Here is a 16616-nt window from a genome sequence, read left to right on the forward strand (position 1 = left end):
CCCGAAGCCAAGGCGAACACCGCGCCCATGACCCCCATCAGGACCATCACCGCGACGCCCGCGAGCATCGGCAGGACATGCCGGTTCGCCTGGGCGGGGGGCGGCGGCGCGCGCGGGCGGGGCTGCACCGGAAGCGGGCCATCCAGGTCGAAGGCGTGGCCGCAGTAGCCGCAGACGTAGTGTGTCTTGGCTGTCTGGGGCGTGAAGGGCGCGTTGCAGTGGGGACAGCGCGAAGCTCTGGGCCGGGCCATGACACCGGGTGTAGCACTCCGCGCACACGAGGTGGCTGAAACACGAAAGCCCCCTCCCTCCGCGAAGGGAGGAAGAGGGCTTTGCGCGCTCACGCCGGTGTCAGGCGACGGCTACGGCACCGTGGCCTTCAGGGCGACGCCCGTGTACGCGGAGTAGCCGCGCACGGAGACGTACCAGGTGCCGGCCGCGGGGGCGGTGATGGTGCAGGACTCCGCGTTGCCGCTGAGGTACGGGCGGCAGTTGTACGCCGTCGTCGTGGGCTGCGAGCCCTGGCGCACGTAGAGGTCCGCGTCACCCGTGCCGCCGGACTGCTCCACCGTCAGGGTGGTGGCGCCCGCGGGGACGGTGATGGCGTAGTGCTTGAAGGAGCTGGCCGCGCCGGAGATGCCGGTCTGGTTCAGCAGCGTCTGCGTCGGCTGCTGCGGGGCGTTGATGGTGCTGGTGATCCAGCTCTCGAAGAACGAGACGCGGCCGTACATGCCCGCGTACGCCGCGTCGGCGCAGCCGTAGCCCCAGCTCACGATGCCCGCGAGCACGCGGTTGCTGCCCTTGAGGACGGTGAGGGGGCCGCCGCTGTCACCCTGGCAGGAGTCCTTGCCCGGGGCCTTGGCGCCCAGCTGGTCCGCGGTGATGACCTCTTCGCCCTGGTAGTCTGCCTGCGCGGCGGCGTTGCTGATGATGTTCACGTCCACCGTCTGGAGCGTGGACGGCAGCGAGGAGGAGCCGCTGGACAGCGTGCCCCAGCCCGTGACGCGCGCCACGGCGCCGACGCCGCCCACGCCCGACGCCTCGTCCGCCGCCGTGACCAGCGGGATGGCCTTCGCGTTCGCGCCGCTCAGGTCCAGCGGCGAGGACAGCTTGAGGAGCGCCGCGTCCTTGCCGATGTTCGCGTCCACGTAGCCCGGGTACACGACCACCTGGGACACGGTGCGGATCTGCCCGCCCGTGGTGGAGGTGCGGTTGGTGATGCCCGCCACGATGCGGCCCGGCTTGGAGATGGAGCCGCCCGAGTTCACGCAGTGCTGCGCGGTGAGGATCCAGCTCTCGTTGATGATGGAGCCGCCGCAGAAGTGGCTGCCGCCGCTGCTCTGCAGCGACACCTGCCAGGGGTTCACCGCGATGGTGGTCGCCGTGCCGCCGACGATCTCCTGGGTGGTGGCGGCGGGAGCCGGCGTCTCCGGCTGCGTCTGCTTCTCTTCCGTGGTCTGGGGACCGCAACCGACGACCAGCAGCGACACCGCGCTGGCCGCAGTCCAGCGACGCACCATCTGAGCCGAAATCATGTGAACCCCGTTTTAATTGGAATTTATGAGGCGGCGGGATTCTGGAGGAATCCAGGACTCGTTGTAAACACCCTGGCCGACGATTTATCGTAACTGGATAACTACTGTGATGGGGTTGGCGTGACTGCTACAGCGTGTCACATGTGACACGCGCCCCCGCGCCGGAGGTCTACTCCGCGACGAAGGTGAAGCCCGGAGACACCTCCAGGCGGTAGCCGGGGTCCTCGAAGACCACGCGGGTGCCGGTGCCCTCCAGCATGTCTCGCACGTGGCTCACGTGGACGCGCAAGGCGTTGTCATGCAGGCGCGGGTCGTAGTCCGCGTTCCACATGGCGCGCACGCAGTCCTCCTTGGCCAGGATGCGGCCCGGCTGGCGGGCCAGGGCGTAGAGCAGCCTCCGCGGCAGGGCTCTGCGCTCCAGGGAGACGGTCTTCCCCGGGGCCCGCAGTTCGTGACGGCGGGCGTCCAGCACCACCGCCTCCGGCGCGGGTGCTTCCGGGAGGGAGGCGGCCTCCGCGGTGGATGCGAGCGGCCGGGTCAGCTCCGCCATCAGCTCGGGGTCCACTCCGCCCTCGGCCCCGTCGCGCGTGGCGTCCTCCAGGGACTGTGCCGCCTCACGGGCGCGGCCCGCGTGCCGGTGGAGCGTGGCGCGGGCCAGGTGCCCCAGCGTGCGCTCCAGCGCGAAGTCGTCACCGCGGGTCAGGGGCTCCAACGCGTTGAGCAGCGCAGTGGCGCGCGGGGCGTCCGCGCTCCGTGCGGCGGCCAGGGCGGCCAGGGCGCGCTGGCGGGCGGCGATGCCGGGGCGCACCTCGCGGGGCTCCACGGTGACGGGCGGTGCATCCGGCCCCGGCACGTCCAGCGTGCGCGCCACCCGGGCGGCCCGCATCAGCCCCACCACGCCGCGCGCCCGGACCTCTTCTTCCACCGCGTCCAGTTGGGCCCTTCCTTCCGCGCGCCGGCCCAGCTCCAGCAGCATGCGGCCCGAGCCCACGCGGCAGAGCAGCCGCACGAAGAGGTAGCCCGCCTTCTCCGCGCGGCCCTCCGTCTCCCTCAGCGCCGCCAGCGCCGCCCTGCGCTGGCCTGACTCTCCGCGCACCCACGCCGCGATGCAGTCCAGCTCCAGCGCGAGCCGGGGCGCGCCCAGCTGGCCCAGGCGCTCCCGGGCGCTGGCGAGCGCGGCGTCCGCCTCCGTGAAGCGGCCCAGCCGGCTGAGGATGCCCGCGGACATGGCCGCCACCAGGGGGCCTCGCGAGTCGAGCGGCGCGTCCTCCAGCAATGACACGCATTGGGCCAGGGGCTCCGCCAGCTCACTGTCGCGGCCTTCAATCCAGAGCATCAGCGCGCGGGCGTAGGCGCACCAGCCCAGCACGCGCCGGTCCCCGGTCGCGGCGGCGGCGTTGTCCAGCATCGCCAGGGACTCGTCCAGCCGTCCCTGGAAGAAGCGCAGCGCGGTCCACGCCAGCAGTTGCTGGAGGAAGACCTCCGCGCTGCTCGGCACCGGCATGGACTCCAGCGTGCGTTCGCAGGCCTCCGGCTCCAGCGCGAAGAGGGCCACCCGCACCAGCACGGCGCCCACGCCCTCGCGCAGGGCTTCGTTCGACTCCGGCTCCGGCGCGCCCGCGGAGGCCTCCAGCGAGGCGCGCAGGGCCAACAGCTCCGGATAGGCCCGGCGCAAATCGAGCAGCCGCACCCGCGCGCGTGCATGGGCCAGCTTCACCTGGGGCGTGCGCAGCGCGGCGGGCAGCGAGTCCAGCAGGCCCAGGAGCTCGTCCGCGGCGCCGTGGCGCACCAGGGCCTCCGCCTGCGCGACGATGAAGGCCGCGCGCGCGTCGTGCCGGCCGAGCGCCTGGAGGTGGCGGCACACCGCGCGCACCCGGACCACGGCGGGAAGGGGCTCCCGCTCCAGGACCTCCAGCAGCGCTTCGTGGCCAGCGCGCGCTTCGTCCGGCGACAGCAGGGACACCATCGCCTCGCGCACCAGGTCGTGCACGCCGTGCCGGCCCCGAGAGTCCGTCTCCACCAGCAGCTTCGCGCCCAGCTGGCGCAGCGTTTCGCCCGCCGTGTCGCCGGGCAGCACCGGCCGCAGCGTGCTCGCGGTGAGCGGCAACTGGCTCAAGGCCAGCATCGCGGCCAGCCGCCGTTCGTCCGGGGGCAGCGCCGCGAGCGCCGCTCGCACCGGTTCGTCCCCGCCCGTGTCGCCCGCGTGGGCGCGGCGCAGGAGGAAGGGCAGGCCCCGCGAGCGGCCCCACGCCGCGTCGAAGCCGTCGCGCTCGCCGTAGAGCGCGTCCAGCTCCCGCCACAGCTCCCGCGCGGCCTCCTGCGACAGGCCCTCCAGCCGCAGCTCCACCCGGTCCGGACTCGCCGCGTGCCGGGGCACCGACTCGCGCGAGGTGGCCAGCAGCGTGCCATGCCTCAGCCGGCCTCCCAGGTCCTCCACCAGCGCCGCGCGCTCCGGCGGCCCGAGCACGTGCAGGTCGTCCAGCACGCACAGGGCGCGGCGCGCCTCCAATTCCCCCGCCAGCGCCTCCAGCCGGGACGCGTCCGACAGGGCCTGGGCCACGGGCGCTTCGCTCAGCAGGCGGCGCACGTCGTCCACCACCGTGTCCAGCGTGTCCCCGGGACGCACGCGCCGGTGCACGACGGGGCCCCGGTGCTTCGCGGCCACCGCCGCCACCAGCGCGGACTTGCCCGCGCCCGGCAGTCCGTAGACGACCCCCGTGCGCACGCGCCTCAGCATGTCCCCCAGCCGCCGTACCTCGTTGGCTCGGCCCACGAAGACAGCAGGCGGTCCCAGCCCCGGAGCGGTTGGCGTGCGCATGGCGCGCGCCATTGTACGTCCATCCAGGCCCCGTCCGGCACAGGTGCTTCAGGTGTCGTCCAGGCTGAGCGCGCGCAGGTGGCTGACGTCCCCCCAGGTCACCATCCGCAAGGACCCCTCATGGAGGTCGAACTGGTTCCAACCCGCGTTGAGGACGGAGAAGGCGCGCGGCGCGGCGGCAGGGATGCCCAGGCAGTGGCGCAACAGGGCGCTGAGCAGGCCGCCGTGGGTGACCACCACGACGCGGGCCCCCGGGTGGCGCGCCCCCAGCTCCTCCAGGCAGTGCAGCGCCAGCCGCAGGCGCTGGGACGCGCTCTCCCCTTCGGGCACCACGTAGTCGGCGTGGCCCTCCGCGTACGCGGCGAAGACGGCCGGGTGGCGCTGGCCGGCCTCCGCGCGCGTCAGCCCTTCGAGCACGCCCAGCCCGCGCTCCCGCAGGCGCGCGTCCCGCTGGACGTCGTGGCCCGTCCTGGCCGCGATGCACGAGGCCGTCTGCACCGCGCGGTCCAGGTCGCTGCAGTAGAGGGCCTGGAAGGGAAGGGTGGCCAGCCGCGCCGCGAGCGCCTCCGCCTGCCGCAGCCCCTCACGGCTGAGCATGCTGTTCAGGTGCCCCTGCAGGCGCCCCAGGGCGTTCCACTCCGTCTCCCCGTGCCGGAGCAGGATGAATTCGGTCGTCATGGCCCAAGCGTGGCGGGCGGGCTCCGGCGGAGCAAGACTCGCGAAGTGTCAGCCCGGCGCCGCCACCATCGCGCCCCGGCCGCGCCCGCCCCTTCCTCCGGGGGAGGTGTCACATCGCTGAAGCGCCACCGCGGCCGGTCCGTTGCCCGTGGGCTCCCGGCGCCTGGAGACCGCGGCGATGTCCGTGTACCGGCCCCGCGGGGCAGGGCGCCTGCTCGCTGGCGCGCACGTTCACGGGAATCAGGTCGGACAGCACTCCTGGACGGCTGTGATGGCACTGGACGCGCATCCACCTTTCCGCGATTCCGAGCTAGAGCGTGTCTTCCTGATTACGCGGTGGGAGGACGGCGGATTTTCCGTGGACGCCGGGCCGGAGGGGGAGACATCGATGAAACACGGTCAGAACCTGGAAGCGATGAGCCTGGACGCAGGGCCACGGGAAACCCCGGAGCATGCACCGCGAAGGGCTCACCGCTTCAGCTGGCTGCGGATGCTGGGCGTGGACGCGGTCCTCATCGCCGGCTCGCTGGTCGCCGCCACGATGCTGCACTTCGCGGACGGGCTGTCGCCGGCCTGCAAGGAGGTCCTGCCCCGGGCCGTGGCGCTCCTGGTCGCGGTGCGCCTGGTGACGCTCATCTGGTTGGGCCTGCACCGCTGGTCCTTCCACCGCTCCGGCATCCACGAGGCGGTCCGGCTGGAGCTGGCCAGCCTCGCGGGCACCATCGTGTTCGAATTGCTGCGCTCCATCTTCTTCATGGAGTCGCTGCCGGGGCAGGTGGTCGCGCTGGAGTTCTTCGTCACCACCACGCTGCTGGGCTTCCACCGCTTCGCCCCGCGCATGGTTCGACAGTGGTACCTGGACCGGCAGCGCGCGAAGTCGCAGGGCTCCCAGCGTACGCTCATCGTGGGCGCGGGCAGCGCCGGGGACCTGCTCCTGCGCGACCTGGTGCGGGACCGCAACAGCCCGTGGCACGTCATCGGTCTGGTGGATGACGACCCTGGCAAGCAGGGCACGTTCCTCAATGGCAAGCCGGTGCTCGGCGTGCTGGACGCGCTGCCGGAGCTGATGAAGAAGCACCGGGTGACGCAGGTGCTCATCGCCATCCCCCGGCTGTCCCCGGAGCGCACCCGGCACCTGCTGAGCCTGTGCCGTCACCAGAGTGTCAGCTTCAAGATCATCCCGGCCTCGTTCGCCTACCTGGACCAGAAGATCACCGCCGCCATGCTGCATGACCTGTCCCCGGAGCACCTGCTGCCCCGGGACGCCATCTCGTTCGACCACGACGAGGTGCACCGGCTGGTGACGGGCCGCCGCATCCTCGTCACCGGCGGCGCGGGCTCCATCGGCAGTGAAATCGTCCGGCAGGTCGCGGGGCACTCGCCCGCGTCGCTGGTGGTGGTGGACATCAACGAGAACGAGCTCTACCTGCTGGTGCGCCAGCTGCAGTCGCGCTACCCGCATCTGCCGGTGCACTCCGTGGTGGCGGACATCCGCGACCTGGACCGGATGATGCGCATTGGCCAGGAGTTCACGCCGCAGTACGTCTTCCACGCGGCGGCGCACAAGCACGTGCCCCTGATGGAGGACGCGCCGGAGGAGGCCATCAAGAACAACGTCTTCGGCACGCAGAACGTGGCGCGCATGGCGGACGCGTGCGGGGCGGAGCGCTTCATCCTCATCTCCACCGACAAGGCGGTGAAGCCCTCGTCGGTGATGGGCGCCTCCAAGCGGCTGGCGGAGATGGTCATCCGCGACATCGCCGCGACGTCGCGCACCACCTTCTGCGCCGTCCGCTTCGGCAACGTGCTGGGGTCCGCGGGCAGCGTGGTGCCGCTCTTCAAGCAGCAGATCCAGGCGGGCGGCCCCGTCACCGTCACCCACCCGGACTGCACCCGCTACTTCATGATCATCCCGGAGGCGGTGGGCCTGGTGGTGCTGGCCGGCCTGGGCGGCTACGGCGAGCTGTGCATCCTGGACATGGGCGAGCCGGTCCGCATCGCGGAGCTGGCCGCGAACATGATCACCATGACGGGCCTGGTGCCGGACAAGGACATCTCCATCGTCTACACGGGCCTGCGTCCGGGCGAGAAGCTGGAGGAGGTGCTCATGTCCGAGGAGGAGGAGCTCACCCAGCAGGTGCGCAACCGCATCAAGGTGGCCCGCAGCCCCGCGCCGCCCGCGGACTTCCAGCTCCAGCTCAAGCGCCTGGACCGCGCGGCTCGCGCCGGTGACTCCCACGACGTGAAGCGCGCCCTCCAGGACCTCATCCCCGGGTACACCCCGTCGAAGATGCCGGGGACGGTGGCGAAGGTGTTGCCCGCCTTCGCCCCCGCGAAGCCGTCCACGGCGGAGCAGAACGTCAGCGCCTGACCCCACGCGGCCCCGGCCGTCCACGGAAAGCCCCGGTCTCCCGTGCCCCTTTCGGGGTGGGAGGCCGGGGCTTTCCGTCATGGGCGGGGCTGCGAGCGGTAGGCCGGAAAGAAGTCGCTGGCGGCGTGGCCTTCCGCGAGCGCGGCGTACACGGCCGCGTCGCAGATGATTTCATGCGTGTGGATGCGGCCGCTGGCGTTGGAGAAGCCGCGCTTGAAGTCCTCCAGGCCGTCCCCCGGCGAGAGCCCGCCCCCCAGGTGGAGCGGAAGCCCCAGCCGCACGCACAGGGCGCTCATCTCGCCGAAGACGTTCTTCGCCGGTGAGCGCGCCAGGTGCGCATCCGCCGTGCCGCCCAGGTAATAGTGCAAGAGGCCGTCGCTGCGGACGACCAGGGCCGCGGAGGCGACCGTCCCATCCGGCGCGAGCGTCGTCGCGAGCCAGGACTCCGGGGACGCGAACAGCTCCTCGAAGTACGCGTCGGAGAAGAAGTACCGGCGGCACGCCTGGTCCCGGACCATGGTCTGCCGGTACACCTCGCGAAATCCGGCGCGCTCCGCGGGGGGCGCGTCCCGGGCCGCACACACCGTGCTCACGAACCCCAGCCGGACGTTTCGCCGCATGTGCCGGCGGTGCATCTCTCGCGGTGTGAGCGGGCGGCATGGGTCCACGAAAAAGACCTCGTTGCGCGCCGTACCACCCGAGAAGCAATGCGGTCCCTGGACCCGCTCCCTCACGAAGATGCTGACCAGTTTCGTGCCTCGCCAATCCACGGCATGTGCTGGCACCTCGCTCCATCCGTCCGTCACGCCGCCTGGAAACCCATACGGAGAAATGGCGTCTCGGTACGAAGTCCCCTCAATCGCTCGCACGATGAGTGGGATTCGCAACGTCCTGCGTGTATCGGCCTCTTGAATCGCCAGCGTATGGGTGACCTGCTCCGCGCGCAGGTGGTTCTCAGAGCGGAAGTACTGCCCTGACAGCGCCGAGGCGCCCGCGTCGGGAACCAGCATGGCGCTCGCCTGCCCTGTCCTCGTCATACATCCCCCACCCCTGATACCTCACATACCGGCTCAGGCGGACAGGCCCATGGGGCCTTGGACTGATGACTCACGGGCAGTCATCATTTTATTTTTGTCTAATCACAAAGGAATTACGTGGGCCGTCAAAGCCTTTTGGCGTCCAGTGAACGCACTCCGGCGTTCCCACAACAGGGTAGCCTACCGGGCGGTTGACGGGAGCTACCCCACAGGACCCCCCTGATGTTGGAATCCCGTCGTCGCAACTCTGGTCGTGCCCTGTCGTCCCTGTTGTCGCTGACCCTGCTGGTGGGTGGTGCTTGCGGCCCCCAACCCGAGCAGGACGGTGCCAGCACGGCCAGTCCCAACGGAGATAACACCCCGGGCAGCACCGAAGTCTCCGCCCCTGGCGCGGACACGCTCGCTCCCTCTTCCCCCGAAGAGCAGATCGCGGTGGGTCCCACCGAGCCGGAGGCCGAGGCCGCGCCCACCACTCCGGAGGCGGACGCCCCTGCCGCCGCGGAGTCGCCTGCCTCCTCCATCGAGGAGAGCCTTGGCACGAGCGCCCAGGCCGCTGTCAGCCTGCGCACCGTCGCTGCCTGGGAGACGCTGTTCCTGAATCGCTGGAATTCGGAGCACACCTCCAGCTTCCTGCCCATGAGCAAGTCGCTGGACAGCTGGCAGTTCTACAACCTGGCCTACGGCATCGACGGCAACACCGCGATGTATCGCGCCACCGGCAAGACGCAGTACATGGACCGGGCGCTGCTGTATGTGAACAACGTGGTCAACAACGCGAAGGTCTCCTCTTCGCTGCCCCGGAGCCAGTTCAAGGACAGCTACATGGGCTGGGCTTCGGCCCGCTCGGACACGCTGGGCCAGGAGGTCCCCCTGTTCGAGAGCTACTGCTGGCGCTACGTGACGCGCATGCTGCGCACCATCCGTGAGACGCCCGCGCTCTACAACAACAGCACGTATAAGACCCAGTACGACAAGCTGCTGGCGTTCACCGAACGGAACATGTTCGAGAAGTGGAACAAGCGCGGCGCGAACAGCTACCTCTACCGCGTCAATACGCACATGGCGTCGCACTGGGCGTACATCGCCATGGACCTGTCGAAGATGACGACGGACGCCACGAAGCGGGCGCAGTACATGACCGTCTTCAACAACATCAACCGTGACATGCCCAACAACACCTCGTCGCTGCGCGGTCAGCTGATGACCAGCCCGGTGAACGCCAACGCGTACTTCTGGGCCGCCGAGTGGGGCTCCAAGAAGCGTCCGGGCCAGGACGTGGCGCACGGCAACGGCGTGATGGCCTATCTCGTGGAAGCCCACGACGCGGGCATGGAGTGGACGGACGCGGACATGCGCAAGTTCGTCGTCACCCTGAACAACGTCATCTGGCCGTCCGCCAAGAAGTACGCCAACTACGTGGACGGCACGGGCAGCGGCACGGGCTGGTTCAATGACGGCCTGATGAAGCTGGGCCGCTACAACGCCACCCTCCAGCAGCGCCTGGAGACCCACTCCGTGGGCCAGAACACCCAGTACTACGGCAACGGCGCGCTCAACGCGAAGCTGCTGGGCGCGGGTTCGGCGCTCTAGTCCGAATTCCACGATGCGGAACACACACACCCTCCTCCCGCCCGAGCGCGCGGGAGGAGGGAGTGTGCGAACGCTCCAGGCAATGCCGGGGTCCGTGGACCCGGTCTTGCCTGGAGCTTTTCGCATGTCCTCCCGCATCTATTTGTCCTCGCCCCACATGGGCACGCTCGAGCGCGGCTACGTCGACGACGCGTTCGCAAGCAATTGGATTGCCCCCCTGGGCCCCCACGTCGATGCCTTCCAGGAGGAGTTCGCCCGGTGCGTGGGCACGCCGCACGCGCTGGCGCTGAGCTCCGGGACGGCCGCGCTCCACCTGGCGCTCCAGCTGGTGGGCGTGGGGCCCGGCGACGACGTGCTGGTGAGCACGCTCACCTTCTCCGCGTCGGTGAATCCCATCCGCTACCTGGGCGCCTGCCCCGTCTTCATCGACAGTGAGCGCACGTCCTGGAACATGGACCCCGCGCTGCTGGAGGAGGAGCTGGCGATGCGGGCCCGCCTGGGCCGGCTGCCCCGCGCAGTGGTGGTGGTGCACCTGTACGGCCAGAGCGCGGACCTGGATCCCCTCATGGCCACCTGCGACCGCTACGGCGTGCCCGTGGTGGAGGACGCGGCGGAGGCCCTGGGAAGCACATACAAGGGACGGGCCCCCGGCACCGTGGGCCGCGTGGGCATCTATTCGTTCAACGGCAACAAGATCCTCACCACGTCCGGCGGCGGGATGCTGGTGTCCGCGGACGGTGAATTGGTGCAGCACGCCCTCAAGCTGGCCACGCAGGCGCGAGACACGGCGCCGCACTACCAGCACTCGGAGGTGGGCTACAACTACCGGATGAGCAACGTGCTGGCCGCCATTGGCCGGGGGCAGCTGCACGTGCTGGAGGACCGGGTGGCCGCGCGCCGCGCGAACCACGCCTTCTACGCGGAGGCCTTCCGGGACCTGCCGGGCATCCAGTTCATGCCGGAGGCCCCGTGGGGCCGTCACACGCGCTGGCTGACGACCATCACCATCGACCCGGAGGCGTTCGGCGCGGACCGGGAGGCGGTGAGAGTCGCGCTGGAGCGGGACAACATCGAGGCGCGGCCGGTGTGGAAGCCCATGCACCTGCAGCCCGTCTTCGCGAACTTCGAGCGGCGGCGGGGCAGCGTGGCGGAGGACCTGTTCCGCCACGGCCTGTGCCTGCCGTCCGGCTCCAACCTCACGCGCCGGGAGCTCGAGCGGGTGGTGGAGGGGGTCCGAGCCGTTCCCCGGAAACAGGGGCTGCGGACGGCGGGCTGACCTGGGCCGGCTCCTGCTGCCGGAGCGCCACGACCCTGGCCTCCGGCTGCGGGGTGCCCATGAACTTGTGCATGGTGGCCTCGCTCGCGAAGGAGATGCCCTGGCGCTGCAGCACGCGCACCACCGTCAGCGCCAGCACCTTCAGGTCCAGCGCCAGGCTCCAGTGGTCCACGTACCAGACGTCCTGGCGGAAGCGCTCCTCCCAGGAGAGCGCGTTGCGGCCGTTGATCTGCGCCCAGCCGGTGATGCCGGGCAGCACGTCGTGGCGCCGCGCCTGCTCCGCGGAGTAGCGCGGCAGGTACTCCACGAGCAGCGGGCGGGGCCCCACCAGGCTCATGTCGCCCCGGAGCACGTTCCACAGCTGCGGCAGCTCATCCAGGCTGGTGGAGCGCAGGAGCCGCCCGGCCCAGGTGAGGCGCTGCTCGTCCGGCAGCTCCTGGCCGTTCGCGTCCGTGGCCTCCAGCATCGTGCGGAACTTGAGGACGGTGAACAGCTCGCCGTGCTTCCCCGGGCGCCGCTGCCGGAAGAGGACGGGGCCGCCCATGGTCAGACGGACGAACAGCCCCGTGGCGGCCATCACCGGGGAAAGACATATCAATCCCACTCCCGCCGCCACCACGTCGATGCACCGCTTGAGGAACAGCCCGGTTCCTGCCTGTCTTTGCATGGGGACGACGCTCCTTGAAGCAGGAAAGGCTAGAAATCCTTCCGGTCCTCCACCACGACCCCTGGGACCCAGGCTGCTGTCGGCTCCCGTGCATCCACGGGGCCCGGGGGGATGGTCCGGAGTGCTTGCGCGGGCTCCGGGGCCGTCAGCCGCCGCCAGACGCGCAAGGTCAGCCAGACGCTGCACGCGAGTTCCGACACCCACCCCAGCCCCAGGGCCCATGCGGCTCCCACCGGGCCCACGCGCGGCACCCACACCGCGCTGCCCAGCGCGACCACGGCGACGGAGACGACGAGCAGCACCACCTGGCCCTTGAGCTCGCGCGCCGCGGTGAGGCCCACCGCGAGGCTCAAGCAGACGTACTCCAGGGCCGCGGCGGCCATCAGCCAGACGAACAACTTGAGGTTTCCGGCATAGGCGGCCCCGTAGAAGAGCGTCAGCGCCCACCGGCCGAGCAGCGCCGAACCGGCGATGGCGCACAGGCCCACCGCCGCGGACGCCGCCGTGAAGCCCGCCAGCGCCTTGCCGTAACGGCGCGCTTCCCCCGCCGCGTGGTAGCGCCCCAGCCGGGGGCTCACCGCCTGCCCCAGCGAGTGCACCACCCGGCCGCCCAGCGCGGCGAAGTACGCGAGCGCGGCGTACATGCCCAGCTCCGCCTGGCCTGCGTGCACCTCCAGCAGGTAGCGGGGAATGTTGGGCCTCAGCGCCGCTAGAAGCGCGGTGAGGCCCAGCACCCAGCACAGGAGGAAGAGGGCCTTGAGCCGCTTTCCCTCCTTCCGCCACGGCGTGCGCCAGAGGGTGCTCCAGGGGCGCACGCCGGGGAACTCGCGCTGGAGCGCCCGCGCGTCGAAGACGAAGAGGACGATGGCCCACGCGAAGGCCATGGCCGCCGCGCCGGCGATGGGGCTGTGCGTGAGCCACAGCGCCAGCGGCACCAGCACCACGGACAGCACGCTCTTGGCGATGGTGGACCGGGCGATGAGCCCCAGCCGCTCCACCTTCTGGAGCGCGCCGTAGAAGACCTCGCTCACCGCCTCGAAGCCCTTGGCCAGCGCCACCAGCGCGATGACCCAGCCCGCGTGGAGGGAGTCCGCCATCCCCGTGGCGATGGCGCAGCACACCGCCACGCCCGCGACGACGTTGAGCACCATCAGGCCCAGGTAGTGCTCGAAGCCGAAGGCGCTTTTCGCGTCCGTGGCCTGGAGCGTGCGCAGCTGCATGCGCGACATCAGCAGCACCGGGGCGGTGATGGCCAGGGCGAGCGCGAACTGGCCCACCTCCTCCATGGTGGCCAGCCGCGCGAAGGCCACCAGGACGCCCCATTGCGCGAGGGCATAGATGAGCCCGGCGGAGAGCGACCAGATGAAGTTGCCCCCCACCGAGCGCTCCGTCATGACCTGGCCGCCGCCGCGCGCTGCAATACCTCCGACAGGCGCTTCGCCGCGATGTCCGCGGAGTAGCGCTCCCGGCCCAGCTTCCCGGCCAGCGCGCCGGCCTCCTCGAGCCAGCGCGGGTCGCGCAGCCTTTTGGCCAGCATGGCCGCCGCGGCGGGGATGTCCTTGGGCGGCAGCCTGAGGCCAAAGGCCTCCCGGTCCAGCAGCTCCGCCTGCCAGCCGCCGTAGTTGAGCGCCAGCGGACGGCCCGCTGCGAGCGCGTCGAAGAACTTGTTGGCGGAGTTGTCCTGCATGCCGGGCACGTCCGTGAACAGCGACGTGGCGATGGTGGCAGCGCTCAGCACCGCGGGCACCTGCTCCTTGGGCACGCTGGGCAGGAAGAAGAGGTTCTCCCCCTTCACGCCCAGCCGCTCCGCCAGCGCGTGCAGCGGGGCCTCCTCGCGGCCCTTGCCCATGATGACGAAGCGGACCTCCGGGTCCAGCCTCCGCATCTCCGCGGCCACCCGCACCAGGTACTCCACGCCGTTCACCAGCCCCAGCGTGCCCGCGTACAGCACCATGGGACGGTCCCCCAGCCACGGGTACTTCCGCCGGAGTTCCTGGCCCGTGGACGCCGGCACCTGGAAGCGCTCCGGGTCGCAGAGGTTGGGGATGATGGTGATCTTCTCCGGCGGCACGCCCGCCGCCTCCACGCCCGCCTTCATGCCCGGCGACAGCGCGACGATGTGCTCCGCGCCCGCGTACGCGGCCTTCTCCAGCAGTTGCGCGGCCAGGATGGCGGAGCGGCTCTTGAGCGCGCCCACCGCGATGGGGATGGCGGGCCACAAATCACGCACCTCGAAGACCATGGGCCGCTTGTTCCACCGCGACGCGGCGATGCCCGGCACCGCGATGGTGAGCGGCGTGCTGGTGGCGAAGAAGACGTCCGCGGGCAGCTGCGCGGCGCGGCGCGTGGAGTTGACCGCGAAGTGGCTGAAGGCCCGGATGCGCTCCGCGTAGCTCATGGCGTTGCTGTAGGGCACCGGCAGCCAGTGCACCTGGATGCCGCTCTCGTTGGACTCGCGCCAGCCCCTGCCCGTGCCGCCGTCCGTGCGGGTGTCGGACGTCACCATGTGGACCTCGTGGCCCATGGAGACCAGGCGCCGCGCGAGCTCATAGGAGCGCGTGCCCCCGTGCATGGTGGGGGTGTTGAAGTACTGATGCAGATAGACGATGCGCATGTCAGGCCGCTCCTGTGAATGAGGGTTGGGAAAGGGTGTGGGGAGGGGGAGGGCCCGACTGCGCGGGCTTCCGCCCGGGGACCGCGGTCGCGGAGGCCATCACCATCAAGAGGAAGAAGGCCCGGCTGTCGTAGAGGTCGCCGCTGGCCTGGCTGCCCAGGAGCACCAGCACCGCCGCGCCCGCGGTGGCGCCATCCAGGCCCTGGCGCCTCATGAGCGCCGAGCGCACGAAGGTGGCGATGACGGTCGCGAGCAGGAGCAGCCCCACGACACCGCCCTCGCAGAAGACCTCCAGGAAGAGGTTGTGCGGGTAGACGCCCAGGCGCAGCGCGGGGAACGCCGCGAGCCCCGCCCCCGCCACCGGGTAGTCCTTCCCCAGCTGGAGGGCCCTGGCGTAGAGGATCTCCCGCCCGGACAGGTACACCGTGTTGTCCTTGCCGCTGGCGCCGCCCGCCCCCGACTCGTAGTTGAGGGTGAGGCGCAGGAAGCGCTCCTGCACGGAGTTGCTCAGCGCCTCCCCCAGCGGGGAGAACAGGGCCACCGCGGTGATGGCGGCGGTCGCCAGCAGCAGCAGCAGCAGCAGCCGGCGCAGCGGCACGCGCCCCACCACGAGGCAGGTGGTGATGCCCGCGACGATGGCGGCGGACCCGCCGCGCGAGCCCGTGAGCAGCGCCAGCACGACGCCGGTGGCGGCCACCGGAATCCACAGCCACGCCTGGCCCCTCCAGTACCAGAAGTAGAGCGCCCCGATGGCGAGCAGCCCCATGAGCCGCGCGAGGATGTTGGGCCCGCCGCCCATCACCGCCAGCCGCGCGCTCCCGCCGCCCGCCAGCAGTTGTTTGACGGCGGTGAGCGCGAGCAGCCCCGTGGCCACGACGACGGCGGCCCAGAACGCGTCCAGCACCCGGGGCGCGGGCTGGCGGAGCGCGGCCAGCGCGAAGCCCACGCACATCAGCCCCACCAGCAGGATGTCGGCGACCTTGGTCAGGGAGAAGAGCGGGTCGGGCGTCCAGGCGATGCTGGCGCCCATGTAGCCCAGGAAGCCCAGCAGGGCCGCGATGAGCGGCGGGTCGAAGCGCGCCTCGCCGGGGCGCGCGTCGCGCCGGGCGCGGTGCAGCATCCCCACGGAGCCAAGCAGCACCCCGCACAGGACGATCCAGAGCCGCAGCTCCTGGACCAGGTTCGTGTCCACCTCCTCGTTGACCGCGAGGCCCAGCCGGTGGAAGCCCCAGCGGCCCGCGAGCACGTAGAGCGCCGCGATGAAGCCCAGTCCTGTGCAGCTCATCCAGCTCACGATGAAATCTCCCGGTGGGTCTTCAGCTCGCGGACGGGTATTCGTATTGGTAGACGCCGCTCACCGCGCGGCCCGCCCGGGAGCGCGGCACGCCGTTGAGGACCACGCCCCGGGCCGGGACGCCGCTCTGCTCCAGTTGGTGCAGCGCGGTGGCCACCTCGCGCAGGGACTGGGTCGCCGCGCGCACCACGGCGAGCCGCACGCCCGCGTGCCGGCCCACGAGCGCCGCGTCCGTCACCGCGAGGATGCAGGGCGTGTCGAAGAGGACGACGTCGTACTCGGCCGCCACGCGCGCCACGAAGGTGTCGAACGCCGCGCCGGCCAGGAGCTCCGCCGGGTCCGGCGGCAGCGCGCCCGCGCCCAGGAACGACAGGCCGGGCGCGGCCTGCTGGAGCAGGGCCTGCTCCAGCGTCGCGGTGCCCCGCAGCACCTCGTGGAGACCGGGGAGGTGCGCCTCTCGGAAGCACCGGTGCAGCCAGCCGCCGCGCAGGTTCGCGTCCACCAGCAGCACGCGCTGGCCCGTCTCCGCCAGCACCCACGCCAGGTTGAGGGTGACGAAGGACGTCCCGGCGCCGGGGCTCGTCCCGGTGACGGCGACGACGTGGCTGCCCGCCTCCTTCATGGCCCGCTGGAGCCGGGTCCTCAGGCCGCGCACGCATTCGACGGTGACGTCCCGGGGGGCGCTGCGCGCCAGGATGATGGACGGGCTCCGGGGGGACGTCGCGCGGCCTGAGGA

At 71.2% G+C, this 16616-nt stretch carries 12 protein-coding genes and 1 pseudogene; 3 read left to right on the forward strand and 10 right to left on the reverse strand.

Features of this window, described 5'->3' with window-relative positions; genetic code table 11:
• The 4 genes and pseudogenes from D7Y21_RS43115 to D7Y21_RS33420 all read right to left on the reverse strand — a co-directional run.
• Nucleotides 1-251: pseudogene (locus D7Y21_RS43115) on the reverse strand (hypothetical protein); the annotation flags it as partial.
• A 111-nt stretch (nt 252-362) separates the two neighbouring features.
• Nucleotides 363-1520, reverse strand: coding sequence for a trypsin-like serine protease (locus D7Y21_RS33410; protein ID WP_233591372.1), 1158 nt, complete (start codon nt 1518-1520; stop codon nt 363-365).
• Between the two features lie 184 nt (nt 1521-1704).
• The gene (locus tag D7Y21_RS33415) at nt 1705-4353 is read right to left on the reverse strand and encodes a winged helix-turn-helix domain-containing protein (RefSeq protein WP_147469447.1); all 2649 of its coding nucleotides are present in this window, start codon (nt 4351-4353) and stop codon (nt 1705-1707) included.
• Nucleotides 4354-4401: 48 nt separating this feature from the next.
• A complete protein-coding gene (locus D7Y21_RS33420; RefSeq protein WP_120561537.1) occupies nt 4402-5031 on the reverse strand; it encodes a histidine phosphatase family protein in 630 nt (209 codons plus the stop codon).
• 388 nt (nt 5032-5419) lie between these two features.
• Between D7Y21_RS33420 and D7Y21_RS33425 the strand changes: the two genes are divergently transcribed.
• Nucleotides 5420-7402 (forward strand): nucleoside-diphosphate sugar epimerase/dehydratase, encoded by a 1983-nt coding sequence (locus D7Y21_RS33425; RefSeq protein WP_120561538.1) that lies wholly within the window; start codon nt 5420-5422, stop codon nt 7400-7402.
• A 77-nt stretch (nt 7403-7479) separates the two neighbouring features.
• On the opposite strand, the gene D7Y21_RS43695 is transcribed toward D7Y21_RS33425, so the two are convergent.
• Nucleotides 7480-8439, reverse strand: a complete 960-nt coding sequence (locus tag D7Y21_RS43695; RefSeq protein ID WP_370039622.1) for a GNAT family N-acetyltransferase — start codon at nt 8437-8439, stop codon at nt 7480-7482.
• Nucleotides 8440-8661: 222 nt separating this feature from the next.
• Here D7Y21_RS43695 and D7Y21_RS33435 point away from each other — a divergent pair, with 222 nt between their 5' ends.
• Both D7Y21_RS33435 and D7Y21_RS33440 read left to right on the forward strand, forming a co-directional pair.
• Nucleotides 8662-10029 carry a hypothetical protein gene (locus tag D7Y21_RS33435; protein WP_120561540.1) on the forward strand — a complete coding sequence of 456 codons (1368 nt, stop codon included), beginning with the start codon at nt 8662-8664 and terminating at the stop codon, nt 10027-10029.
• 124 nt (nt 10030-10153) lie between these two features.
• Nucleotides 10154-11305, forward strand: a complete 1152-nt coding sequence (locus tag D7Y21_RS33440; protein WP_121717837.1) for a DegT/DnrJ/EryC1/StrS aminotransferase family protein — start codon at nt 10154-10156, stop codon at nt 11303-11305.
• Here the strand turns inward: D7Y21_RS33440 and D7Y21_RS33445 are convergent.
• The 5 genes from D7Y21_RS33445 to D7Y21_RS33465 form a co-directional block, all read right to left on the reverse strand.
• Nucleotides 11226-11972, reverse strand: a complete 747-nt coding sequence (locus tag D7Y21_RS33445; RefSeq protein WP_120561542.1) for a sugar transferase — start codon at nt 11970-11972, stop codon at nt 11226-11228. The genes D7Y21_RS33440 and D7Y21_RS33445 overlap by 80 nt on opposite strands.
• Nucleotides 11973-12001: 29 nt before the next feature.
• Nucleotides 12002-13366 (reverse strand): lipopolysaccharide biosynthesis protein, encoded by a 1365-nt coding sequence (locus tag D7Y21_RS33450; protein ID WP_120561543.1) that lies wholly within the window; start codon nt 13364-13366, stop codon nt 12002-12004.
• Nucleotides 13363-14586 (reverse strand): glycosyltransferase family 4 protein, encoded by a 1224-nt coding sequence (locus D7Y21_RS33455; protein WP_120561544.1) that lies wholly within the window; start codon nt 14584-14586, stop codon nt 13363-13365. Before D7Y21_RS33455 ends, D7Y21_RS33450 begins: the two co-directional genes overlap by 4 nt.
• Before the next feature lies 1 nt (nt 14587).
• Nucleotides 14588-15871, reverse strand: coding sequence for an O-antigen ligase (locus tag D7Y21_RS33460; RefSeq protein ID WP_233591374.1), 1284 nt, complete (start codon nt 15869-15871; stop codon nt 14588-14590).
• Between the two features lie 31 nt (nt 15872-15902).
• Nucleotides 15903-16616, reverse strand: a 714-nt coding sequence (locus tag D7Y21_RS33465; protein WP_121717838.1) for a polysaccharide biosynthesis tyrosine autokinase, incomplete at its 5' end; no start/stop codon positions are given.

The organism is Corallococcus sp. AB045 (assembly GCF_003668895.1).
Lineage (GTDB): Bacteria > Myxococcota > Myxococcia > Myxococcales > Myxococcaceae > Corallococcus > Corallococcus coralloides.

Coding starts and splice junctions, on each gene's coding strand:
- D7Y21_RS33460 (WP_233591374.1), bottom strand. CDS start 15,871: ATGAGCTGCACAGGACTGGGCTTCATCGCGGCGCTCTACGTGCTCGCG.
- D7Y21_RS33450 (WP_120561543.1), bottom strand. CDS start 13,366: ATGACGGAGCGCTCGGTGGGGGGCAACTTCATCTGGTCGCTCTCCGCC.
- D7Y21_RS33425 (WP_120561538.1), top strand. CDS start 5,420: ATGAAACACGGTCAGAACCTGGAAGCGATGAGCCTGGACGCAGGGCCA.
- D7Y21_RS33455 (WP_120561544.1), bottom strand. CDS start 14,586: ATGCGCATCGTCTATCTGCATCAGTACTTCAACACCCCCACCATGCAC.
- D7Y21_RS33435 (WP_120561540.1), top strand. CDS start 8,662: ATGTTGGAATCCCGTCGTCGCAACTCTGGTCGTGCCCTGTCGTCCCTG.
- D7Y21_RS43695 (WP_370039622.1), bottom strand. CDS start 8,439: ATGACGAGGACAGGGCAGGCGAGCGCCATGCTGGTTCCCGACGCGGGC.
- D7Y21_RS33410 (WP_233591372.1), bottom strand. CDS start 1,520: ATGGTGCGTCGCTGGACTGCGGCCAGCGCGGTGTCGCTGCTGGTCGTC.
- D7Y21_RS33420 (WP_120561537.1), bottom strand. CDS start 5,031: ATGACGACCGAATTCATCCTGCTCCGGCACGGGGAGACGGAGTGGAAC.
- D7Y21_RS33415 (WP_147469447.1), bottom strand. CDS start 4,353: ATGCGCACGCCAACCGCTCCGGGGCTGGGACCGCCTGCTGTCTTCGTG.
- D7Y21_RS33445 (WP_120561542.1), bottom strand. CDS start 11,972: ATGCAAAGACAGGCAGGAACCGGGCTGTTCCTCAAGCGGTGCATCGAC.
- D7Y21_RS33440 (WP_121717837.1), top strand. CDS start 10,154: ATGTCCTCCCGCATCTATTTGTCCTCGCCCCACATGGGCACGCTCGAG.